Genomic DNA, 18,262 nt, shown 5'->3' on the forward strand with positions numbered 1-18,262 from the left:
TGTCACGCGGTGTGCCGTGCGTCAGGCGGCGTCCTGGTCGGCGTGCTTGCGGTCGATGACGTAGGCGTGCACGTCGGCGGGGTCGTAGCGGACGTGCTTGCCGATGCGGAAGCCGGGCGGGCCGGTGCGCTTCCGGCGCCACTGGTAGACGGTTTCGAGGGGTACCTCGAACATCTCGGCGATGTCGTCGGGGGTGAGGTACCGGTCGGGGAGGCCGCCCCGGAGGGTGGCGCGGGGGTCGGTCTGGACGGGGGCGGGTGCGCTCACTGAGTCCTCCGCGAGTTGGAAATACATTCCTCTGAGTCGCGACTCATCGGCACTCAGCGGCACTCAGAGGGGTCTTGAGACGCGATGAGTCGCGACTCAGGCAAATGTGGTTCGGACACGTTCACCGTGATCCCGTTGTAGGTGACCACCTGCCGGCCGTAGGCGTCGCGGGGGCGGGTGCGGTTGAGCTGGGGGACGACGGAGAGCAGGTTGCGGCCGAACACCTGCTTCGTTCCGGGCTTGACGCCGTTGTCCTCGGCCCAGTCCCGCCAGACGGCCCACAGAGCTTCCACGGGCACGCTGCACGTGGGGCCGGTGGTGCAGCGTTCGCGGACGAATGCGCTGGTGGGGCTCGCGGTGTCGCGCATGGTGGTGACGGCTTCGCGGCTGGATGCCGGTTCGGTGATCCGGCCGGTGCGCTGGAGTCGGGCGAGTCCTTCCAGGGCCCAGTTGATGATGCCGGGGACTTCGGCGATGAGCCGGTCGGTGAGGGTGGGGTCTTCCTTGCCGAGCCAGGACAGGCGGGTGTTGAGCAGGATGAACCGGTTGGCGATGACGCCGGAGGAGTCGCCGAAGTGGGGCAGTTCGTTGGACAGGATGACCAGCCGGGTGGGGAGCTTGCCGGTCCACGGCTGGCGGTACTTGCGGTCGATGTCGATGGTGTCCTCGCCGGAGATGGTGAGGAGCCGTTCGACGACTTGGGTGTTGTCGTTGCCGGACAGGCGGGCGTCGGAGATGACCCCCAGGGGCTTGCCGATCAGGGTGGACAGGCCGAAGTTCGTGCCGAGTCCGGCGAGGGTGGGCCCGGCAAGGTTCTCCTTGCCGACCAGCGCTTTGAGGACGCGCGCGATGGTGCCCTTCCCGGACCGGGTCGGGCCGACCATGAGAAGGATCTTCTGTTGGTCGGTGCGGCCGGAGATGACGTAGCCGAACCACTCCTGGAGGGCAGCGATGGAGTCGGGGTCGTCGGGCCAGAGCTGGGCGAGGAAGTTGTCCCACGTCGGTGCGGTCGCGCTGGGGTCGTAGGCGTAGGGGATGGAGACGTTGTTGAAGAACTCCGGTGTGTGCGGCATGAGCGCCCGGTCGCGGATGCGGAGCAACCCGTTCTGACAGGCCACGATCGGGCCGTGCTCTTGTCCGGTGTCGCCGTGGTCGTCGATCCAGGCGGGGGTGTCGGTGTCGGTGGGCAGGAGAACGATCGAGCCCAGGGCATCGAGCAGGTTGCTGATCTTCGGTTTGGTCGGTGCCCAGTCGCGTTCCTCGGTCTCGCCGTCCTTGGCGGGGACCTGGTAGACGGCGTGCTCAAGGCGCTCGTACATGGCCTTGCGGACCTGGTCGTCGTCGACCTCGCGCCAGCAGGTGCCGTTCCAGCGCATCCAGGACGCGCGCCAGCGGCGGCACACGAGCTTGCCGTCCTCGCCCTGCCAGTCGGGCAGCAGACGGCGGGCGACGGCCATGGGGTGGGACGGTGCGGGCAGTTCCTCGCTCTGAGCGGTGCGGGTGTCCGTCATGCTGCCGTCCTCCCTTCCTGGGACGCGGTGGGCTTTCCGGTGCAGAAGTGCTTGTGGGCGGCGTAGTCGTCGACCAGGGCGGCCACGGCGGTGGGGCCGGTGGCGGTGTCGGTGTGTCCGCAGGCGCAGGCGTAGGCGGCGTTCGGGGTGGCGCCGTGCCGCTTGGACCAGCGGGCCCCGTCCCAGTGATGCCGGTAGACCGGTGGCGCGTAGATACGGATGCCGGGACGCTCCGGTGTCGGGTCGGAGCTGGGCCGCATGTCCCTGGCCGGGAGCCGGTTCGTGCGGGGAAGAGAGGTGACGACGCCCTTGCGGGCGGCGCCTGTCGGCTCGCCCACGGTGGTCTGCGGCGGAGCCGGTTCGGCGGGGCGCGGCTGGTCGGTGGTGGGGGTGTTGCTTTTACCTGCGGGGCGGGGCCGGGGGGTGGTCATGCCGTCCTCCGGGGCCATGCGGTGCGGATGGAGTAGTCCAGGGCCTTGCGGATGGTGTTGCGGCACTCGGCCGGCGACAGTCCCGCCGACTCGCCCCCGCAGGTAAAAGCCGTTTCCACGGTGGCGCGGTCGAGGTCGCCCCACGCCACGAACCGGCCCACCGCCCGTACGGCGCGCAGGAGTTCGGCCTGCCGCCCGCCCTCGCCCGTGGCGGCCACGGCCGCGACCTCGCGGTTGAGGACGGCGGCGGCGTACCGGTCGGCGTCGCGGGCGAGGGTGGGCAGGATCGGCGCCGTGGCGCGCCTCTGAGAGGCTGTCAGAGCCTTTTGGAGCCATTCGGACAGGTTTGCAACGGGCTGGTCGTCCAGGACGGTGTACGGGCCGTGTGGGGTGATGCTGCCGGGGGCGACGACCTGTCCGCCCCATGCGCGGGTGTCGACCTTGGGCGTGAGGGTGCCGGTGGTGTTGGCGAACCGGACCCCGGACGGGGCGGTGAAGTACAGGTGCTCTCCGCCGCTGGGGGTCCGGATGCGGCGGGTTGCGGGGACGGTGTGTCCGGCGCGCTCGCAGAGCGCTTGGAAGTTGGCCGCGCCGTCAGGCGTGCCCGCTTCGTCTGTGGGCTTGAGCGTGTCCAGGTCGACGACCAGCAGACCGGCGGGGCCGGTGGCGATACCGACGTTGAACGGGCCCGAAGACCAGCACCGTTCGATACGGGCGGGGTCGAGGGTGGCGCGCTGCTCGAACGTGCGGTGCCCGCCGGCGCAGTCGCCGGAGTGGGGGCAACGGCGTTCCCCGTGCAGGGCGGGGACCTTGCTGCGCGGGCGCAGCGGGATCACAGGCCAACCGCGGGCGGCGGCGTCCAGCGCCGCGCGCAGCAGCGCGGGACGGGGGTCATGAGTCATGCTGGGTATCTCCAGTTCGTCGCTAGCGTGCTGGTGAGCAAGGGCGGCCCCGGTTCTTTGGCGAGAGGGGGGCCGCCCTTGGCGTAGCTAGTTGTTCCTGGCCCAGTAGGCGTACTGCTGACGGACGTAGGCGCGCGGGTCGCCCATGACGTCGGCACCGTCCAGCTCGATGAGGAAGTGCGCCAGCTCCATGGCGTGCTCGTCGCGCATGCGGCCGTCGGGCGGGAGCTGGGTGGACCTGCGGTCGACGACGGCGGCACGCCGCAGCCACCACTCACGGTTGCGCCTGCCGGCGTGAGCCTCGCTCAAGAGCCAGTCGAACTCTTCGCGGGCGTCGGGGGCGTCGGCGTACGCGTCAGCCGCGCTGGGCCAGTCCTCCGAGGGCGCGGCGTCGGCGGCCTGGTGGTCGGCGCGGACGTAGAGACGGTGCCGCTTGTGGTCGCGGGTGGGGCAGACGGTCACAGTGCCGGTGGTGAACGTACGGTCCAACGCGGCGACGATGGTGTTGGTGTCGGTGGGGTCGCAGATGACGCGGATCTCGAACACGAAGGCTCCTGTCAGCCGTAGAACTTGTTGCGCTTGATGACGGCCTTGCGGATGTTGACGGTGGTACCGCCCTTGTCGCCGCCCGCGCTGAACACCTGCACGGCGATCCAGCCGCCGAAGATGACGGCCGCGAGGGTGATGAGCTGGGTGATGAGCGCGGTCAGGGCGGTGATGAACGTGGTGAGGATCAGCAGACCGCCGCACACGGCGGCGAACCCGACGCCCCCGAGCGCGACGTTCACGGCCGCGCGGGAGACGACGGGCTTGGCGGCCACCGGTTCCGGGCGGGCGTGGTCGATGGCGTAGCCCGTGACGATCCGCCCGTCCGGCAGGACGACGGACGCGACCGTCGGGACGGCTCCCGGCTGCACGGGCACCATCGGCGCCGGTACGGCGGGGGTGATGGGGGTGGGGTGGTGGACTTCCACGGCCCGTATGGCGGGCGTGTGGTGGCTGTTCTCGGGGAACATGCGGAATCCCTTCCGGCGGTAGGTCAGGGAGGCAGGCACACCCCCTGCGGGGTGGCGTGTGGAGGGGGTTTCAGGGGGTGCTGACCTGCGGGCCTCCCTGCCTCCCTGCCTGATCATTCGTGCAGGTCAAGGCCAGGGAGGCGGGTCAGGGAGGGGTTCAGGGAGTTCTCCCTGCCTCCCTGACCCGTCCGGGGTCGGCTCCCTGCCCTCAGACGGTGGAAGCGGAACCGTCGGTGTCGCGGTTCGCGAGGGCGCGGGTGAGGCGGTCGCGGCCGATGACCATGCGGCCGTCGGACTTGTACGGCTCCGCGCCGGTGCCGTCGAGCACGCGCTTGAGGTCGATGAACGACCAGCCGCCGTAGGCGCCGGCGTTCAGCGTGGCGAGCCGCTTGAGGACGTCCTGAGTCAGGACACGGGAGGCGTCCCCGACCACGGCGGCGATGTCGTCGAGCGGGTCGCGGTCCTCGCCCCGCTCGATGGCGTGCAGGGTGGTGACCCCGTCGCGCAGCGCCTTGGCACGCTCGATGATCGCTTCGGCCGCGTCGTCGTCGATGTAGTGCGTGCGGACCGTGATGGACGACTGGCCCTTGGGGATGTCGATGCCCGAAGAGGCGACGACCAGGGTTCCCTGGTCGAGTCCGGGCCGGAGCATGTTGGGGGCGGCGCCGCCGTCGACGGCCTTGTCCCCGAGCGCCATGCGAGCCTGCGACTCGGTGCCGAGCGCGAGGGAGGCGCGGGTGTGGGCGCCCTCGCGGACCAGCTTGGGGAGGTTCTGGTCGGTGGGGTCCTGAGTGCCCTGCCACATCAGGACGTTCACGGCCCGGCCCTGGTTGTGGATCTTACGGACGGCCATGAAGTACCGGGAGTTGGACTTGGAGCCGCCGTAGGGTCGCTTGTCCTCGTCCTTGACCGGGCACATGAACGCCACCTGCGCCTCGTCCACCAGCACGATCAGCGCCGGAAACGTGGTGCCGGGCGGCGCCTGGAGACGGCGGTTCATCTCCTCCACCGCCCCCTCCACCATCTCCGTCACCTGCACCACGTGCTCATCCGTCGGGCCCTGGATCAAGGTGGTGGCGAGGCCGTCGAACATGGCCCAGTCGCCCACGCCCTTGAGGTCGCCCATGAGGAACTGCACCGACCGGTCGAGTGCGACCCACAGGGCGAGGGAGCGCAGGGCGACGGTCTTGCCCTGGTTCGACAGACCGGTGATCAGAAGGTGGCGCTGGTAGAGGCTGAGGGCGGCGGCATCTCCGCGCAGGTCCTGGCCCCACGGAGCTTTGCCCTTGGCGTAGTCGGCGGTCATCGTCTCGTCGGTGACCAGCGGGGACGGGCCGATCGGCTCGTCCAGCGCCCCCGAGTCCGCAACCCACAGGCGGACCGTGCGGGCTGCTTCGGGGATGGTGATGAACACTTCGTGCTCGTGTCGGGTCAGGTTCTCCGCCAGCTTGCGGCGGCGCTGCTGCACTTCGTTCGTTGACACCCCGGAGGGAAGGGTGACGTCGACCTCGATGCCGCATCCGGCGATGCGGATCGGTCCGAGCATGGATGCGCCGGCGTCGCCCATCTCCTTGATGGCGTTGCGCAGCGCGGGGACACCGAGGTCGCGCAGGGCCTTGACCACGATGGACGGGGTGATCGGATCACCCTCGCTGCTGCGGGTGTTGGTGGGAAGGGCCCACTGGGGTGCGGCCTGCTGCTTGCTGCCGACGGCCCACAGCGCGAGCAGGGCGAGGAACGGGCCGATGGTGAGCGCCGGGCCCCACACGACCTGGACGATCCGGATGAGCAGGGCGATGAAGTCGACGGTGGCCGACAGCGGGGTGATCACGTCCGCGACGTCACCGTTGCTGATGGCCATGACCACCCCGAGCGCGACCAGGACACCGATGCTCATCCCGGCGCCGACGGCCACGCCCTTGGCGGCCTCCACGGGGGAGTGGAGCAGGTCCATGCGGCGGTGGTGGCGGGCGGCACGGAAGCGCTGCAGGCGCTCCTCCCACTCCTCCGCCGCTTCGAGGTCACCCGCGGCTTCGGCGGCGCGGATCATGCGCTCGTAGCGGGAGCCGGTGCGGCCGTCCCAGGTGCGGCGGGCGACGATCCGCCCGCCGTTGAACATGTAGGCGCCGTGCCGGGCAACCGCCCGCACCGTCGCTTTGGTCGACTCGTGCGTGACGGCCGACTTCACCGCGCGGCCGGAACGGACCCACAGCGGGACGGCGGCGGGCGGGGCGGGGTCGGGGACCACGGTCAGCGTGGTCACGGGGGCGGGGTCGGGGGACGGGTCGGTGTTCTTGTGCAGGTGGACGACGGTGTCACCCATGACGGGAGCACTCCTGACTGCCCCGATGCGGGGCGGGAAGTCGGCGAGGGGCCCCGCCCGGCAACCGGTGGCGGGCGGGGCGGGTGATGATTCAGCGGGTGCGGCGGACGCGGTTCTCCGCGTGGCTGAGCTGGGACGGCGTGGTGCGCGGGCCGTCGAGCCAGCAGAAGGGGCGGATGCCGTCGGCGGCCTTGAACACGCGGATGGCGGTACCGGGGGCGGCGTGCGGGAGGCCGTGGACGCGTCCGCCGTCGAGGGAGGCGAGTATGCGCGCGCCGTGGTGCTCGCACCCGTCCGCGCCGGCGTCCGCGCGGTCCAGCACGGTCACCACGGCCTCACCGCTGCACGGGGTGGGGTCTTCCGGGTGCGCGGCCGGGCAACGGCCGCCCTGGGGGCGCGTGTTCACCACCACCCCTTGGCCTTCTTGGCGGCCTTGGCGGCGGCGTACTCGCGCACGATCCGCTGCCGCTCCATGTGCAGGGCGGTGATCTCGGCCGTCAGCCGGGTGACCGCCTGCTCCGAGACGGACTCCAGCCGATTCTCCTGCCGGGTGGCGCTCTTGCCGCGCAGGACCCGGTACGAGCCCCCGGCAAGCGCCCCGAGGACTGCGCGCCGCTCGGCACTGTTCAGGGGCCACATCTCGCCCCGGCGGACCGCTTCCAGCTTGCGGTTGGTCTTGCTGATCTCACGGTCGATGCTGCGGGTGTCGGGCTTGCCCATGATTCGGTCTCCTCAGACAGTCACGGTGCGGAGCGGGAGGGGTGGGCCACGACGCGCTTCCACGCGGCGCGCAGGCGCATCTCGGATGCGGAGTGGCCGGTCGCGCGGAAGCGGATGGCCATCTCGCGGTAGGACAGGGCCGGGGTTTCGCTGTGCCGGATCTCGTCCACCAGTGCGTCAAGGGCGGTGTCGGAGAGGGCGTTGCCGTCGCCCGGCGGGAGCGCGGCAACCGGCTCTGTGGGGCCCCACACGGGCAGTTCCCACGCGGGCGTGACGTCGGGTGTGACGCGGGTCGTCACGCTGGTCAGCGCCCTGCCGGTGTCCTCACCGCGCCGCGCCGTCTCCAGCGTCGACCAGGCTTCGGCGAGGGTTTCGGCGGTCTTGGCCTGGACGCGTGCGACGCGTGCCCCGGCTTGCGTCACGGCCGTCAGCCGGGTCTCCTCGGTGGCCGCTTCCGCACGCAGCCGGGCACGGGCCACGGCCGCCTCGTCGCGGGCTTCCTGCTGGATTCCCGCGATGGCGTCCAGCGCGATGGGGGTCAGCGCGGTGCGCTCCCACAACCCGTGAACCAGCCACAGGGCTTTGGCCGCGACCGGGAGCCACGCGACGGCCAGCCACGCGCCGCGCGAGTGTTCGGCGGTCGCCGCGTGCGCGACCAGGACGCCGGTGGCGATCAGGCCGAACGTCCAGCCGACGGCGGTCACCGCACGGCTGTGGTCGCCCTGCGCGGACAGGCGGCGCTCGTAGGCGAGGGTCGCGAGCCATCCCCCGTCGATGCCCAGACCGACGACCAGGGCGACAGGCCACGGCATCGCAGCACCGAGCCACATCACGACCACGGCGAGGGTGAGCACCATGGACACCGCCGTCATCGCGACGGCCGGCAGTACGGTCCTGGCCTTCACCGCGCACCCCCCGCCGCGAGCAGGGCCGCGAGGATGAGCAGGGCGCCGCCGGTCATGGTCAGGTCGACCGCGCGGCGTAGGGCAGTGAACTTCACCACCGCGAGCCGGGACAGTCCGGCGACGTCCGCCGCGAGGTTCCCGCCGTCGACGACGGTGGTGATCTCGTCGGCGGTCAGCGTGGCCCACAGCGGGAAACCGTGACGGCCCCGCAGGTTCGGGCGGGTCGACCGCAGCAACAGACCGGCCGCCGCGACCAACAGCGCCACCCCCACCCCGCCCGCGACATAGGCGGAGAGGTTCAGCGGCAGGTCACGGGCCACGGACCACGTGCCGGCCAGCACCGCGCCGACGAACGCGAGCAACAGCCCGGTCTTGGTGTCCGTCCGCGTGATCTCCGCCTTCACCTCAGCGTGCGCGGCGGTCAGCTTCGTGTTCGGGGTGCTCACGCGGCACCGCCCGGCAGCATCTCGCCGACGGTGCGGTTGGCCACGTCCCGCCGCGCGGCCAGCACCCGGTTCCGGGCCCGGCGGATACGGCGGGCGTCCACCTCGTTCACCGGCCGGTCCATGGCCTTGATCTGCGCGTCCAACAGGTCGACCTCCGCCAGGACGACGGCCGACTCCACCTCGATCGCGTCCAGCTCCGCGCTGGTCGGCTCCATCCAGTCGGCGAACGCGGTAACAACGTCCTGAACAGTGGCGATGTGCTTCATTGGGTCGTGTTCCTCTCACAGGGGTGAACGGCCCGTCAGCGGCTCCCGGTGTTGCACCACCGGGGGCCGCGCGCCGTTGAAGTCGGATCTCCGGCTCCCCTCGACCCCGCCCGTACGAGCACCGCGCTTCACACGGGCCCGGACGGGCGAGGCAGGCAACCGGCCGCCGCATTCACCGCGCGGCGGAAGTGGTCGGGTGACGCGTTGGGGATGCCGTCGCGCCGGTCCAGCGGGACGGGCCCAAAGGTCTTCGACGGGTCATGAGGACCTCCAATCGGAGACGAAGGGAATCCGAGGACTTCACCGGCGCCGTTGCCACGGCCGTCCGGTCCCGAGCCTCGAAGGTGTCGGGGCGCCCTATTCGCACTGCTCGGCGCCAGCAGAACGACCGCGAGCGGCCGTCGACGGTCCTCACCCGGCCGTCACGGGGACGGGGACTCAGCCCCGTCGAACTTGACTCCCTGTTGAGTTCTCAAAGAACGACCAGCTCAGGGCCCCAACTGCACGAGCTATCCCGAACCGACAAGCCATGGAGACAGCCCAAAGAAGACCCACTCCGACTCGCTGTCCTAGGACTGCGAGCGACCTGAGATGAGAATGCACCGCAGTCCTAGGACTGTCAACAGTCCTAGGACTGTGTGCTTCACTGGAATGTGTCGAGAGGAGTTCTGCGTGGCACCGAAAGCCCCGAAGTGGCGGGACCTGGCCGACCGCTTCGGCCAGCAGATCAGGAACGGCGACTACGAGCCTGGCCAGCAGCTTCCGCAGATCCGGGAGCTTGTGGAGGCGGGCGAAGGTTCAAAGGAGACGGTCCACCGGGCGTACAAGGCGCTTGAAGCCGAGGGCCTGGTGACCATGACTCGCGGTCACGGCACCGTCGTGCGCCCGAAGTCTCCGCTGAAGCGTCTCGGTATCGCCCGGTATGACAAGGCGAAGTGGCGGGACGGCGACGAGGTCGCGTTCATCGCGGACCGCGTGGCGTCCGGTCGCACCTACAGCCGGAACGAGCAGACCCAGAGCGTCAGTCGAGTGAAGGCGCCGGCGTCCGTGGCGGCAGCCCACGGGCTCCCCGAGGGTGCGGACGTCTACGCGCGCGCCCGGCTCGTGAAGGAAGGCACCCAACCCACCCACACCCTGACCAGCTACTACCGGCCCGAGCACGTGGAAGGCACGCGCATCGTCGACCCGACCCCGGGCCCGGCCGGTCGTGGCGGTGGCTTCCGTGTCCTCTATGACGCCGGGTACGAGATCGACCACATGCGCGAGGAACTGTTCGCGCGAGTGCCTACCGCCGAAGAGGCTCAGCTCCTCCAGCTCTCGCCGGGTGAGTGGGTGGTAGAACTGCACCGCACCACGTACACGGCGGACGGCACGGTCGTAGAGTTCGCCGTCGGAGTCCACGCGGCATCGCGCTTCGCGTGGTCGTACGACTTCAAGGTCCCCGACTCGGCAGCAACGGAGGGCGAGAGCAAGTGATCTCGGCTCAGGCGTGGGCGGACGCTCAGCGGCTCTGGGACTTCCAGCAGATGGGCCATGAGCCGCGCCCATGCTCGGTGGCCATTGGACTCGGCAGCCATGACCTCGGGGTGGCCGACGCCACCGCGGAGCTTTTCCACCGGGGCATGGCGCCGGCCGTCCTCTTCACCGGAGCGACCAGCCGGACCACCCGCGACCGGATGCCCCGTGGCGAAGCCGAGCACTACCGGGACCGCGCGGTGGAGCTAGGGGTCCCCGCGAGCGTCATCCTCGTCGAGCCGAACGCCCGGAACACGGGCGAGAACATCCGCTTCTCGCGGGCCTTGCTCGAAGCGAGGCGCATCCCCGTCTCATCCGCCCTGCTCGTCAGCAAGCCGTACGAGGAGCGGCGGGCGTACGCCACGGCCCGGAAGCTCTGGCCTGAGATCGAATGGGTGAGCGCGTCCACCCCCATGACGCTCCCCGATTACGTCGACTCGATCGGGGACGCGCGTCTCGTCATCGACATGCTCGTCGGCGCTCAACAGCGACTCATGGTGTATCCCCGCCAAGGCTTCATGATTGAGCAAGAGGTTCCCGACGACGTTCTAGCCGCTTACGAGCGGCTTCGCGGCGAGGGCTTTACAAGCCGCCTGGTGCCCGAAACGGCAGAACGGGCCTGATAGGGCGCCGTTCACCCGTCTCAGAACTCAGGATGCTGTGGAGCCAGGTCGACAGTAGAGTCATAGCTCGCGAATTCCAGTGATCGTGAGTTTCAGAAAAGTGAGGCGAGAATGGCGCAGGGGCGTAAGGCTATAAGCAGACCCATGAAGCACGAAGTGCGGAAGAGGTGTGGATTCGGGTGCGTAGTCTGTGGAAGCCCGTTCTACGAGTATGACCATATTGAGGAATACAGTACAGTTCTGGGCCACTCGGCAGAAAACTTGACGCTTTTATGTCCCGAGCATCACAGCGAGAAAACTCGCGGACTCCGGACGCGGGGGCAAGTGGAGTGGGCCAACGCCAACCCTTTTAATAGGAGAAGTCAGGGCTCAAGTCCATATCCCCTTGCTTACGAAGGGTCGGATAGTCGAATCTCGGTCGGATCGAATGAATTCATTCACAATATCGGCGATGTCTATCAGGAGCCGTTAGTGCTGAATGGGGAGCCGGTTCTGCAATTCAGAACCGAAGAGGGGAGGCTCCTCGTAAGGGCTCGCTTCAGCGACAGTTCGGGGTCCACGATTCTGAGAATCGAAGAAAATGAGCTTAGTTATAACACAAATCTTTGGGACGTCGAATTCATCGCGAACACGCTCGTCGTGCGCGAAGCGGCTCGCAAAATCATTGCCAAAGTAGTTTTTAATCCACCCGGTGGTCTAACGGTAGAGCGGGCATTCTTTGCCCATGATGGGCTGACTGTGCAGGTGAAACCGAGGGAGATCGTCTACCTGTTGCCGGACGGGCAAAGAGGTGGTTCGTATTCGGGGTGTTCAATGCTCAATATGCCCTACCCGCGTGGGATTTCGATGGCGGACCGGGCGCATCCGGATTCGCAGCCATCCGCTATTCATATGGTCTTTTGACGGCTGACCTAAGGCCATCATGTGTAGTTGGTAGGCCAGAATCCGGCGGCACCTCGGGCAGCGCTACCCGTATGGTAAATGTGCGCTCAGCGTTTCAGGGAGCGATGCGGTCCTTCCTCGACTCGGGCGGCCGAACCGATCGCGCCTGGCGGGCTGTCTCTGGGCCGTCCGAGGGCGACCGGCAACGGCCGCCAACGACCACGAGGGCGCGGCTGGCTGCCGTGCCCTCGTGGTGTGTTCGCCCAGCTAGACCCAGGTTGCCAGCCACATCCGCGACCGCCACGAGTCGATCGGGATGGGCTGGCCGGTGTAGAGGGGCCAGAAGAGATGGAGTGAAGTCCCCGCCGTTGCTCCGTCCTCGCAACGCAGGTCATTGAGAGCTGGATGGTTCCCTCAGATTGAGGTCAACGTCGGCGCGTTCACGCCCACGAAGACTTCGGAGACTGAGGTGTTGTTGAATGCGGCGCCCTCAATCTTGAGGGTTCCATTGTGTAGAACTGCGTGGCGGAAATCAACCGAGCCATCACTGAATTTCGCGCTGCGGAACCAAACCACACCTCGAAAATCCGCCCCGCGAAATCTTGCGATACCGCTGTCAAAGCTCGCCCCCTCGAAATCAATCATGGCGCCAGCGAATGTTGCGTTGTTGTAGTCGATGGTGCCGCTGAGTGTGGTGTGGCGGAATCCTGCTGTGCTGTTGAAGGTGGCTTCGCTGAAGCGGACGGTGCCGCTGAATGTCGCGTCTTCGAAGTCGACGGTGCTGTTGAATGTTGCGTTGTTGTAGTCGATGGTGCCGCTGAGTGTGGTGTGGCGGAATCCTGCTGTGCTGTTGAAGGTGGCTTCGCTGAAGCGGACGGTGCCGCTGAATGTCGCGTTCTCGAAGTCGACGGTGCTGTTGAATGTTGCGTTGTTGTAGTCGACCGCGTCACTACTGAGTGTGGTGTGGCGGAATCCTGCTGTGCTGTTGAAGGTGGCTTCGCTGAAGCGGACGGTGCCGCTGAATGTCGCGTTCTCGAAGTCGACCACGGTGCTGTTGAATGTTGCGTTGTTGTAGTCGATGGTGCCGCTGAGTGTGGTGTGGCGGAACCCTGTCATGCCGTTGAAGGTGGCTTCGCTGAAGCGGACGGTGCCGCTGAATGTCGCGTCTTCGAAGTCGACGGTGCTGTTGAATGTTGCGTTGTTGTAGTCGATGGTGCCGCTGAGTGTGGTGTGGCGGAACCCTGTCATGCCGTTGAAGGTGGCTTCGCTGAAGCGCACGTTGCCGCTGAATGTCGCGCCTTCGAAGTCAACCGTCCCCTTGAAAGTGCTGCCGCACAAATCGGCATCGTCGAAATTCGCGCCGATGAATGCGAAGTTGTTGGTGCACCAGGAGATTGGGTCGTCTGGATCCTGCAAGTGTTCGCGTACGACTTGGATGATTGTGCGGCGTACGGCGCGCTCACCATCTCGGTAGCCGGGTTTCGCCGGGTCGGGCTGGTAGGGCGTGCGGAGGTATGAGCAAAGAGCGTCGATGCATGTCTGGCGAAGTTCCCCCCAGGCATCGGCCAGGTCGGTGAGGTTCCACACGCCTTGGAGGCGCACCACTGGATCATCGTTGGAAATTTGTTCGACTGCCGTGGCGTATCGGTCGGTGAGTCGAAAAACGTCCGGTGCCATAGAGAAGCGAACGAGATCAAGGGCCGGGCGTCCAACTTCAGCGCGGGCTCGCTGCCGCTGATCCGCTGGAAGGAGCCGGACCATGCTGTCCGCGAGGGCGTAGGCGAGGGCCGGGTCTCGGGTCGGATCATCCAGCACGCGTGCGACGCTCGACTTGCTAGAAGCGACGCCCGCTTCGTTGATCAGCTCGGCGAGGTCCCGAACGCTGACACTGACGGTGTCCTGCAACATCCTGAGGCGTCGGCCTACGGTTTCAGCTTGGCTCGCTGGCGAAGCGAGACGGTGTCGAGCCGAGTGGTGACGCTCGGCAATGGCGCTCTGCTCCGCTCGCGCCTCTTCGCCTAGCTGCGCGACGCGCGAGGTTTCTGTGGCTCCAATGTTCATTGCGCGGCACAGCATCTCCAGCGTTTCGGGCTGAGGAGTGCTCTTGCCGCGAAGGAGCTCGGAGACTCTGCTCTTCTGCAGCCCTGCCCTCTCGGCGAGGGCTGTGACTGTCCAGTCACCCGCCTGGAAGTGCTTGCGAAGCTCGATTGCGAGGGCCTTCAGCACTGGCGGGGTCCCTGCGGCCACGGGCATGAGGGGGCGAGCCATCAGTTCGTACCTCCCACGGGGCCGGTTGTTCCAGTTGTTCCGGTAGTCTTTGGGACAGGCGGGCAGGGGCAATGTGTCTCTGCCGGGTCATCTTGTCGTGCCCTCAGCCGCTCCGGATATCGCCCCGAGGGGGACACCATGTCCATGGTCATCGGCATCACTCTGATTTGCACTGTTCTAGCCTCCAGTGTCGCGGCTCGCGTGGCGTTCCGGTCAGCGCTCGCCGAAGGAGCCCAGCGCTGGACCGCGTGGGGCACGGCTGGCACCGCCGTCATCGGGACGGTCACGGTGGTAGCGACCGAATGTTCGATCCTGGACCTGCAGGGAGGGGCTCCCAGCGCGCAGGAGATCGCCTGCGGTGTTGTTGCGCTGCTCCTCGCAGCTTGCGTCGCTTATGCCGGCTACGACGTGGCTGGGTCTGCGCCCGCAGGTACTGCTGGTAGCCCGGCGGTAGGGCTGAGTCAGCCGAAGCGCTGGGCGTTCGCGGCTGGCGGTTTTGCTGGCACATATCTGGTCTTTGCCCTGGTGCAGCCGCTGCTCGGCTGAGTGGCTCCTCTGTCCCTTCGGGCCGTCTTCGGGCCGTGCGAAGTGAACCACTGACAACCGCTAATGACCACCAACAACCGAGAGGGCACGGCCGATGGCCGCGCCCTCTCGGCATGTCTGTCCAGCTAAACCCAGGTATCCAGCCACATCCGCGACCGCCAGCTGTCGATCGGGATCGGCTGCCCGGTGTAGAGGGGCCAGAAGTAGATGAAGTTCCAGGCGATCAGGAGGACCAGGACGCCGGCGCCGGCGGCTCCGGCCACGCGGCGGCGTTCCGGGGCGCCGGGGGGACCGAGGATGGCGCCGATCATCATCGTGACGGCCAGGCAGAGGAACGGCAGGAAGACGACGGCGTAGAAGAAGAAGATCGTGCGCTCCTGGTACAGGAACCAGGGCAGATAGCCGGCGGCGACACCGCAGGCGATCGCGCCTGCCCGCCAGTCGCGGCGGAAGAGCCAGCGCCACAGGACGTACAGGACCGCGAAGGCGGCCGCCCACCACAGCAGCGGCGTGCCGATGGCGAGGACCTCGCGGGCGCACTTGTCGGCGGTGTCGACCGCGCAGCCGTCGTTGCCGGGGGACGGGGACTCGTAGAAGTACGAGACCGGGCGGCCCAGGACGATCCAGCTCCACGGGTTCGACTGGTACGTGTGCGGGGACGACAGCCCGATGTGGAACTCGTAGACCGCGTGCTCGTAGTGCCACAGGCTGCGCAGCCAGTCCGGGAGCCAGGCGAACCAGCCGCCCTTGCCCTCGGTCACCGCCCAGTTGCGGTAGTAGCCGCCGCTGCCGTCGTCGGGGGAGAGGATCCAGCCCGTCCAGGAGACCAGATACGTGGCGATCATCACCGGGACCGTGGACAGGAACGCGAGGCCCAGGTCGCGCTGGAGCGTCGCGATCAGCGGCTGCCGGGCGCCGGCGACCTTGCGGGCCGCGTAGTCCCAGAGCACCGTCATGATCCCGAAGAACACCAGGAAATACAGGGCGTTCCACTTGGTGCCGAGGGCCAGGCCCAGGCAGAGCCCGGCCAGCCAGCGGTACGGGCGCCACCCCAGGCGCGTCGTCTCGGCGACGAGGACGTCGGGGCGCACCACCCCGTCGCCGTCCCGGGGGAGGGCGGCGGCCAGCCGCTGTCGCGCCTTGTCGCGGTCGACGACCAGGCAGCCGAACGCGGCCAGCACGAAGAACATCAGCACCTGGTCCAGCAGCGCCGTGCGGCTCATCACGAAGTGCAGGCCGTCCACCGCCATCAGCGCGCCCGCCAGGCAGCCGAGGAACGTCGAGCGGAAGATCCGGCGGCCGATCCGGCACAGCATCAGCACGGAGAGCGTGCCGAGCAGGGCCGTCATGAAACGCCAGCCGAACGGGTCGAACCCGAACATCAGCTCGCCCAGGCCGATCACGTACTTGCCGACCGGGGGGTGGACCACATAGGCCGCCTCCGTCGGGATGGGCACGTTCCCGTTGTTCTGGAGGATCAGCTCGTTGGCGTTCTTCGCCCAGTTGACCTCGTAGCCGCGATGGACGAGCGCCCACGCGTCCTTCGCGTAGTACGTCTCGTCGAATATCACCGCCCTGGGGCTGCCCAGGTTGTAGAACCGCGTCAGCCCGGCGAACAGCGTCACCAGCAGCGGACCGCCCCACGCCGACCACCGGACCAGGCGTGCCGCGCCCTTCTCGCGCAGCCCGAGCGCGGCCCACACCCGTGGGCCCGGCCGGGTGTACGGGGGTACGAGCCGGGTGCGGACATCGCCTCTGGGGGGCGTCGCGTAGCCGAATCGGCGCAGGCGGTGCTGCCACGACGGCCGCTGGTCTTCGGTGGCCTGGTCCTGCCGGGTGTCCGTGGAGGACGCGGTACTGGTCACCGCGCCATCGTAGGGAACACGGCTGTGGGAGTCCCGTGGGACGGGAATCCGGGCCGGGCGCCGCCACCGGTCCCGCGCCCCGCCGACCGCTCCGCCCCTGGGAGGATGGGGGGGTGACTGGAATCCTTGTGTTGGCAGGTACCCCCATCGGTGATGTCGCGGACGCGCCGCCCCGGCTCGCCGAGGAACTGGCCGGTGCGGACGTGGTCGCCGCCGAGGACACCCGGCGGCTGCGGCGGCTCACCCAGGCGCTCGGGGTGCAGCCGGGCGGGCGGATCGTCTCCTACTTCGAGGGCAACGAGGCCGCGCGTACGCCGGAACTCGTCGAGGCGCTGGTGGGCGGGGCGCGGGTGCTGCTCGTCACCGACGCGGGCATGCCGTCCGTCTCCGACCCCGGGTACCGGCTCGTCGCCGCGGCCGTGGAGAAGGACATCCGCGTCACCGCCGTGCCGGGTCCCTCCGCGGTGCTCACCGCGCTCGCGCTGTCCGGGCTGCCCGTGGACCGGTTCTGCTTCGAGGGGTTCCTGCCCCGCAAGGCGGGGGAGCGGCTGGGGCGGCTGCGCGAGGTCGCCGGGGAGCGGCGCACGCTCGTCTACTTCGAGGCCCCCCACCGCCTGGACGCCACGCTCACGGCGATGGCCGAGACCTTCGGCGCGCAGCGGCGGGCCGCCGTGTGCCGTGAGCTGACCAAGACGTACGAGGAGGTCAAGCGGGGGCCCCTCGGGGAGCTGGCCGAGTGGGCGGCGGCCGGGGTGCGCGGCGAGATCACCGTCGTGGTCGAGGGGGCGCCGGAGAAGGGGCCGGAGGAGCTGGACGCGGCGGAGCTGGTGCGGCGGGTCCGGGTCCGGGAGGAGGCCGGGGAGCGGCGCAAGGAGGCGATCGCCGCGGTGGCGGTGGAGGCGGGGCTGCCGAAGCGGGAGGTCTTCGACGCGGTGGTCGCGTCGAAGAGGGCTGCGCCGTAGGGGGCGTGGGGGGTGATGTGGCGTGGGGTGACGTGAGGTGCGTTGTCGGGTGCGGGTGGGTGGGGGCTGGTCGCGCAGTTCCCCGCGCCCCTGAAAGCATCAGGCCCCTGCGGGCCTCAAAGCGAACGCCCTGCGGGCCTGAGAGCACGGGGCGCAGCCCCGGCTTTTCACCGCGCCCCGCAATACACGCCCCCGCGCCCCATGCCCCGGCAAAGCAGAGCAAAGCACAGCCCTCGCGTGGGCGGCCTTCCCACAAGGACGGGCCAAAACGGCTTCAACAGTCGGCAGGTGGGGTGCACTTCAGGTCCGCCGAGGAGTCCTATGGGTGCAGAGGACGTACTCGTCCTCGGCGTCCAGCGGACCAGAGGAGCTGGCAATGACCGAGATCGCAGAGCGCGCAGTGCTGCGCGACACCGCCACCGCCGTCGTTCACGAGTCCTACTCGTTCGCCTGCATGCGCTGCGGGCACGGCTGGGAGCAGTCGTACGAGATCGAGCACCACAACGACGCCCAGGGCCGGGACTTCGTGATGTACGTGGCCGACGGCAAGGTCGTGCCGTCCCCGCTGTCCCGGCCGGCGTGCCAGAACTGCGACGGTCATGTCGTACGCATCATGCGGGCCGGCCAGGTGTCGTCGGTCCGGGACGCCGAGCACCGGCGCCACGTCCCGAAGCCGCGCCCGGCGGACACCGGGGCGGCGGACACCGGGGCGGCGGAGGCCGGGGAGCACCACCACTGGCACTTCTCCGACCTGCTGCACCCGTTCCACCGCAAGGCGAGCTGATCCTCCCCCCAGTGAGCCTGCAGGGCATGC

General features: G+C 68.7%; 20 protein-coding genes and 1 pseudogene. 7 read left to right on the forward strand and 14 right to left on the reverse strand.

Translation table 11 applies throughout. The features are described 5' to 3' along the window. Window positions 1-21 precede the first annotated feature (21 nt). The 12 genes from SCAB_RS25585 to SCAB_RS25640 all read right to left on the reverse strand — a co-directional run bounded on the left by SCAB_RS25585 (window position 22) and on the right by SCAB_RS25640 (window position 8,787). A complete protein-coding gene (locus tag SCAB_RS25585) occupies window positions 22-294 on the reverse strand; it encodes a helix-turn-helix transcriptional regulator (RefSeq protein WP_013002981.1) in 273 nt (90 codons plus the stop codon). A gap of 26 nt (window positions 295-320) precedes the next feature. Then, window positions 321-1,778 (reverse strand): DNA primase family protein, encoded by a 1,458-nt coding sequence (locus tag SCAB_RS25590; protein WP_013002982.1) that lies wholly within the window; start codon window positions 1,776-1,778, stop codon window positions 321-323. After that, window positions 1,775-2,209, reverse strand: a complete 435-nt coding sequence (locus SCAB_RS25595) for a hypothetical protein (RefSeq protein WP_013002983.1) — start codon at window positions 2,207-2,209, stop codon at window positions 1,775-1,777. The genes SCAB_RS25590 and SCAB_RS25595 overlap by 4 nt, the downstream gene beginning before the upstream one ends. Then, window positions 2,206-3,111, reverse strand: a complete 906-nt coding sequence (locus SCAB_RS25600; RefSeq protein ID WP_013002984.1) for a bifunctional DNA primase/polymerase — start codon at window positions 3,109-3,111, stop codon at window positions 2,206-2,208. The genes SCAB_RS25595 and SCAB_RS25600 overlap by 4 nt, the downstream gene beginning before the upstream one ends. An 87-nt stretch (window positions 3,112-3,198) precedes the next feature. After that, window positions 3,199-3,657, reverse strand: coding sequence for a hypothetical protein (locus tag SCAB_RS25605; protein WP_013002985.1), 459 nt, complete (start codon window positions 3,655-3,657; stop codon window positions 3,199-3,201). A gap of 11 nt (window positions 3,658-3,668) precedes the next feature. Then, on the reverse strand, window positions 3,669-4,127 hold the full coding sequence (locus SCAB_RS25610) for a hypothetical protein (protein WP_013002986.1): 459 nt from the start codon (window positions 4,125-4,127) through the stop codon (window positions 3,669-3,671). Between the two features lie 208 nt (window positions 4,128-4,335). Beyond that, complete coding sequence (locus tag SCAB_RS25615) at window positions 4,336-6,450, reverse strand: FtsK/SpoIIIE domain-containing protein (protein WP_013002987.1); 2,115 nt, start codon at window positions 6,448-6,450, stop codon at window positions 4,336-4,338. A gap of 91 nt (window positions 6,451-6,541) precedes the next feature. After that, window positions 6,542-6,856 (reverse strand): hypothetical protein, encoded by a 315-nt coding sequence (locus tag SCAB_RS25620; protein ID WP_063649861.1) that lies wholly within the window; start codon window positions 6,854-6,856, stop codon window positions 6,542-6,544. Then, window positions 6,853-7,170, reverse strand: coding sequence for a hypothetical protein (locus SCAB_RS25625; RefSeq protein WP_013002989.1), 318 nt, complete (start codon window positions 7,168-7,170; stop codon window positions 6,853-6,855). Before SCAB_RS25625 ends, SCAB_RS25620 begins: the two co-directional genes overlap by 4 nt. Before the next feature lie 20 nt (window positions 7,171-7,190). Then, window positions 7,191-8,075 (reverse strand): hypothetical protein, encoded by an 885-nt coding sequence (locus SCAB_RS25630; RefSeq protein ID WP_013002990.1) that lies wholly within the window; start codon window positions 8,073-8,075, stop codon window positions 7,191-7,193. Continuing rightward, window positions 8,072-8,521 carry a Pycsar system effector family protein gene (locus tag SCAB_RS25635; RefSeq protein WP_013002991.1) on the reverse strand — a complete coding sequence of 150 codons (450 nt, stop codon included), beginning with the start codon at window positions 8,519-8,521 and terminating at the stop codon, window positions 8,072-8,074. The genes SCAB_RS25630 and SCAB_RS25635 overlap by 4 nt, the downstream gene beginning before the upstream one ends. Beyond that, the gene (locus SCAB_RS25640) at window positions 8,518-8,787 is read right to left on the reverse strand and encodes a DUF6284 family protein (RefSeq protein WP_013002992.1); all 270 of its coding nucleotides are present in this window, start codon (window positions 8,785-8,787) and stop codon (window positions 8,518-8,520) included. The genes SCAB_RS25635 and SCAB_RS25640 overlap by 4 nt, the downstream gene beginning before the upstream one ends. A gap of 651 nt (window positions 8,788-9,438) precedes the next feature. On the opposite strand from SCAB_RS25640, the gene SCAB_RS25645 reads away from it, so the two are divergent. From SCAB_RS25645 to SCAB_RS45270, 4 genes and pseudogenes are all read left to right on the forward strand, one after another. Continuing rightward, window positions 9,439-10,263 (forward strand): GntR family transcriptional regulator, encoded by an 825-nt coding sequence (locus tag SCAB_RS25645; RefSeq protein WP_041669634.1) that lies wholly within the window; start codon window positions 9,439-9,441, stop codon window positions 10,261-10,263. Further along, window positions 10,260-10,925 (forward strand): YdcF family protein, encoded by a 666-nt coding sequence (locus tag SCAB_RS25650; protein WP_041669636.1) that lies wholly within the window; start codon window positions 10,260-10,262, stop codon window positions 10,923-10,925. Before SCAB_RS25645 ends, SCAB_RS25650 begins: the two co-directional genes overlap by 4 nt. A gap of 144 nt (window positions 10,926-11,069) precedes the next feature. Further along, a pseudogene (locus SCAB_RS49430) lies at window positions 11,070-11,216 on the forward strand (HNH endonuclease); the annotation flags it as partial. Between the two features lie 33 nt (window positions 11,217-11,249). Then, window positions 11,250-11,828 carry a hypothetical protein gene (locus SCAB_RS45270; RefSeq protein WP_231885128.1) on the forward strand — a complete coding sequence of 193 codons (579 nt, stop codon included), beginning with the start codon at window positions 11,250-11,252 and terminating at the stop codon, window positions 11,826-11,828. Window positions 11,829-12,221: 393 nt separating this feature from the next. Here SCAB_RS45270 and SCAB_RS43825 read toward each other — a convergent pair whose 3' ends face one another. Further along, window positions 12,222-14,033, reverse strand: coding sequence for a pentapeptide repeat-containing protein (locus SCAB_RS43825; RefSeq protein WP_049875779.1), 1,812 nt, complete (start codon window positions 14,031-14,033; stop codon window positions 12,222-12,224). 180 nt (window positions 14,034-14,213) lie between these two features. Between SCAB_RS43825 and SCAB_RS25660 the strand changes: the two genes are divergently transcribed. Continuing rightward, window positions 14,214-14,621 carry a hypothetical protein gene (locus tag SCAB_RS25660; RefSeq protein ID WP_041669638.1) on the forward strand — a complete coding sequence of 136 codons (408 nt, stop codon included), beginning with the start codon at window positions 14,214-14,216 and terminating at the stop codon, window positions 14,619-14,621. 125 nt (window positions 14,622-14,746) lie between these two features. On the opposite strand, the gene SCAB_RS25665 is transcribed toward SCAB_RS25660, so the two are convergent. After that, window positions 14,747-16,486 carry a dolichyl-phosphate-mannose--protein mannosyltransferase gene (locus tag SCAB_RS25665; protein ID WP_041669640.1) on the reverse strand — a complete coding sequence of 580 codons (1,740 nt, stop codon included), beginning with the start codon at window positions 16,484-16,486 and terminating at the stop codon, window positions 14,747-14,749. 113 nt (window positions 16,487-16,599) lie between these two features. Here SCAB_RS25665 and rsmI point away from each other — a divergent pair, with 113 nt between their 5' ends. Both rsmI and SCAB_RS25675 read left to right on the forward strand, forming a co-directional pair. After that, a complete protein-coding gene (rsmI, locus tag SCAB_RS25670) occupies window positions 16,600-17,448 on the forward strand; it encodes a 16S rRNA (cytidine(1402)-2'-O)-methyltransferase (protein ID WP_013002997.1) in 849 nt (282 codons plus the stop codon). A gap of 376 nt (window positions 17,449-17,824) precedes the next feature. Further along, entirely contained in the window at window positions 17,825-18,232 is a 408-nt protein-coding gene (locus SCAB_RS25675) for a hypothetical protein (protein ID WP_037724592.1), read from the forward strand. The last annotated feature ends 30 nt before the right edge of the window (window positions 18,233-18,262 follow it).

The sequence above is a fragment of the Streptomyces scabiei 87.22 genome (assembly GCF_000091305.1).
Lineage (GTDB): Bacteria > Actinomycetota > Actinomycetes > Streptomycetales > Streptomycetaceae > Streptomyces > Streptomyces scabiei.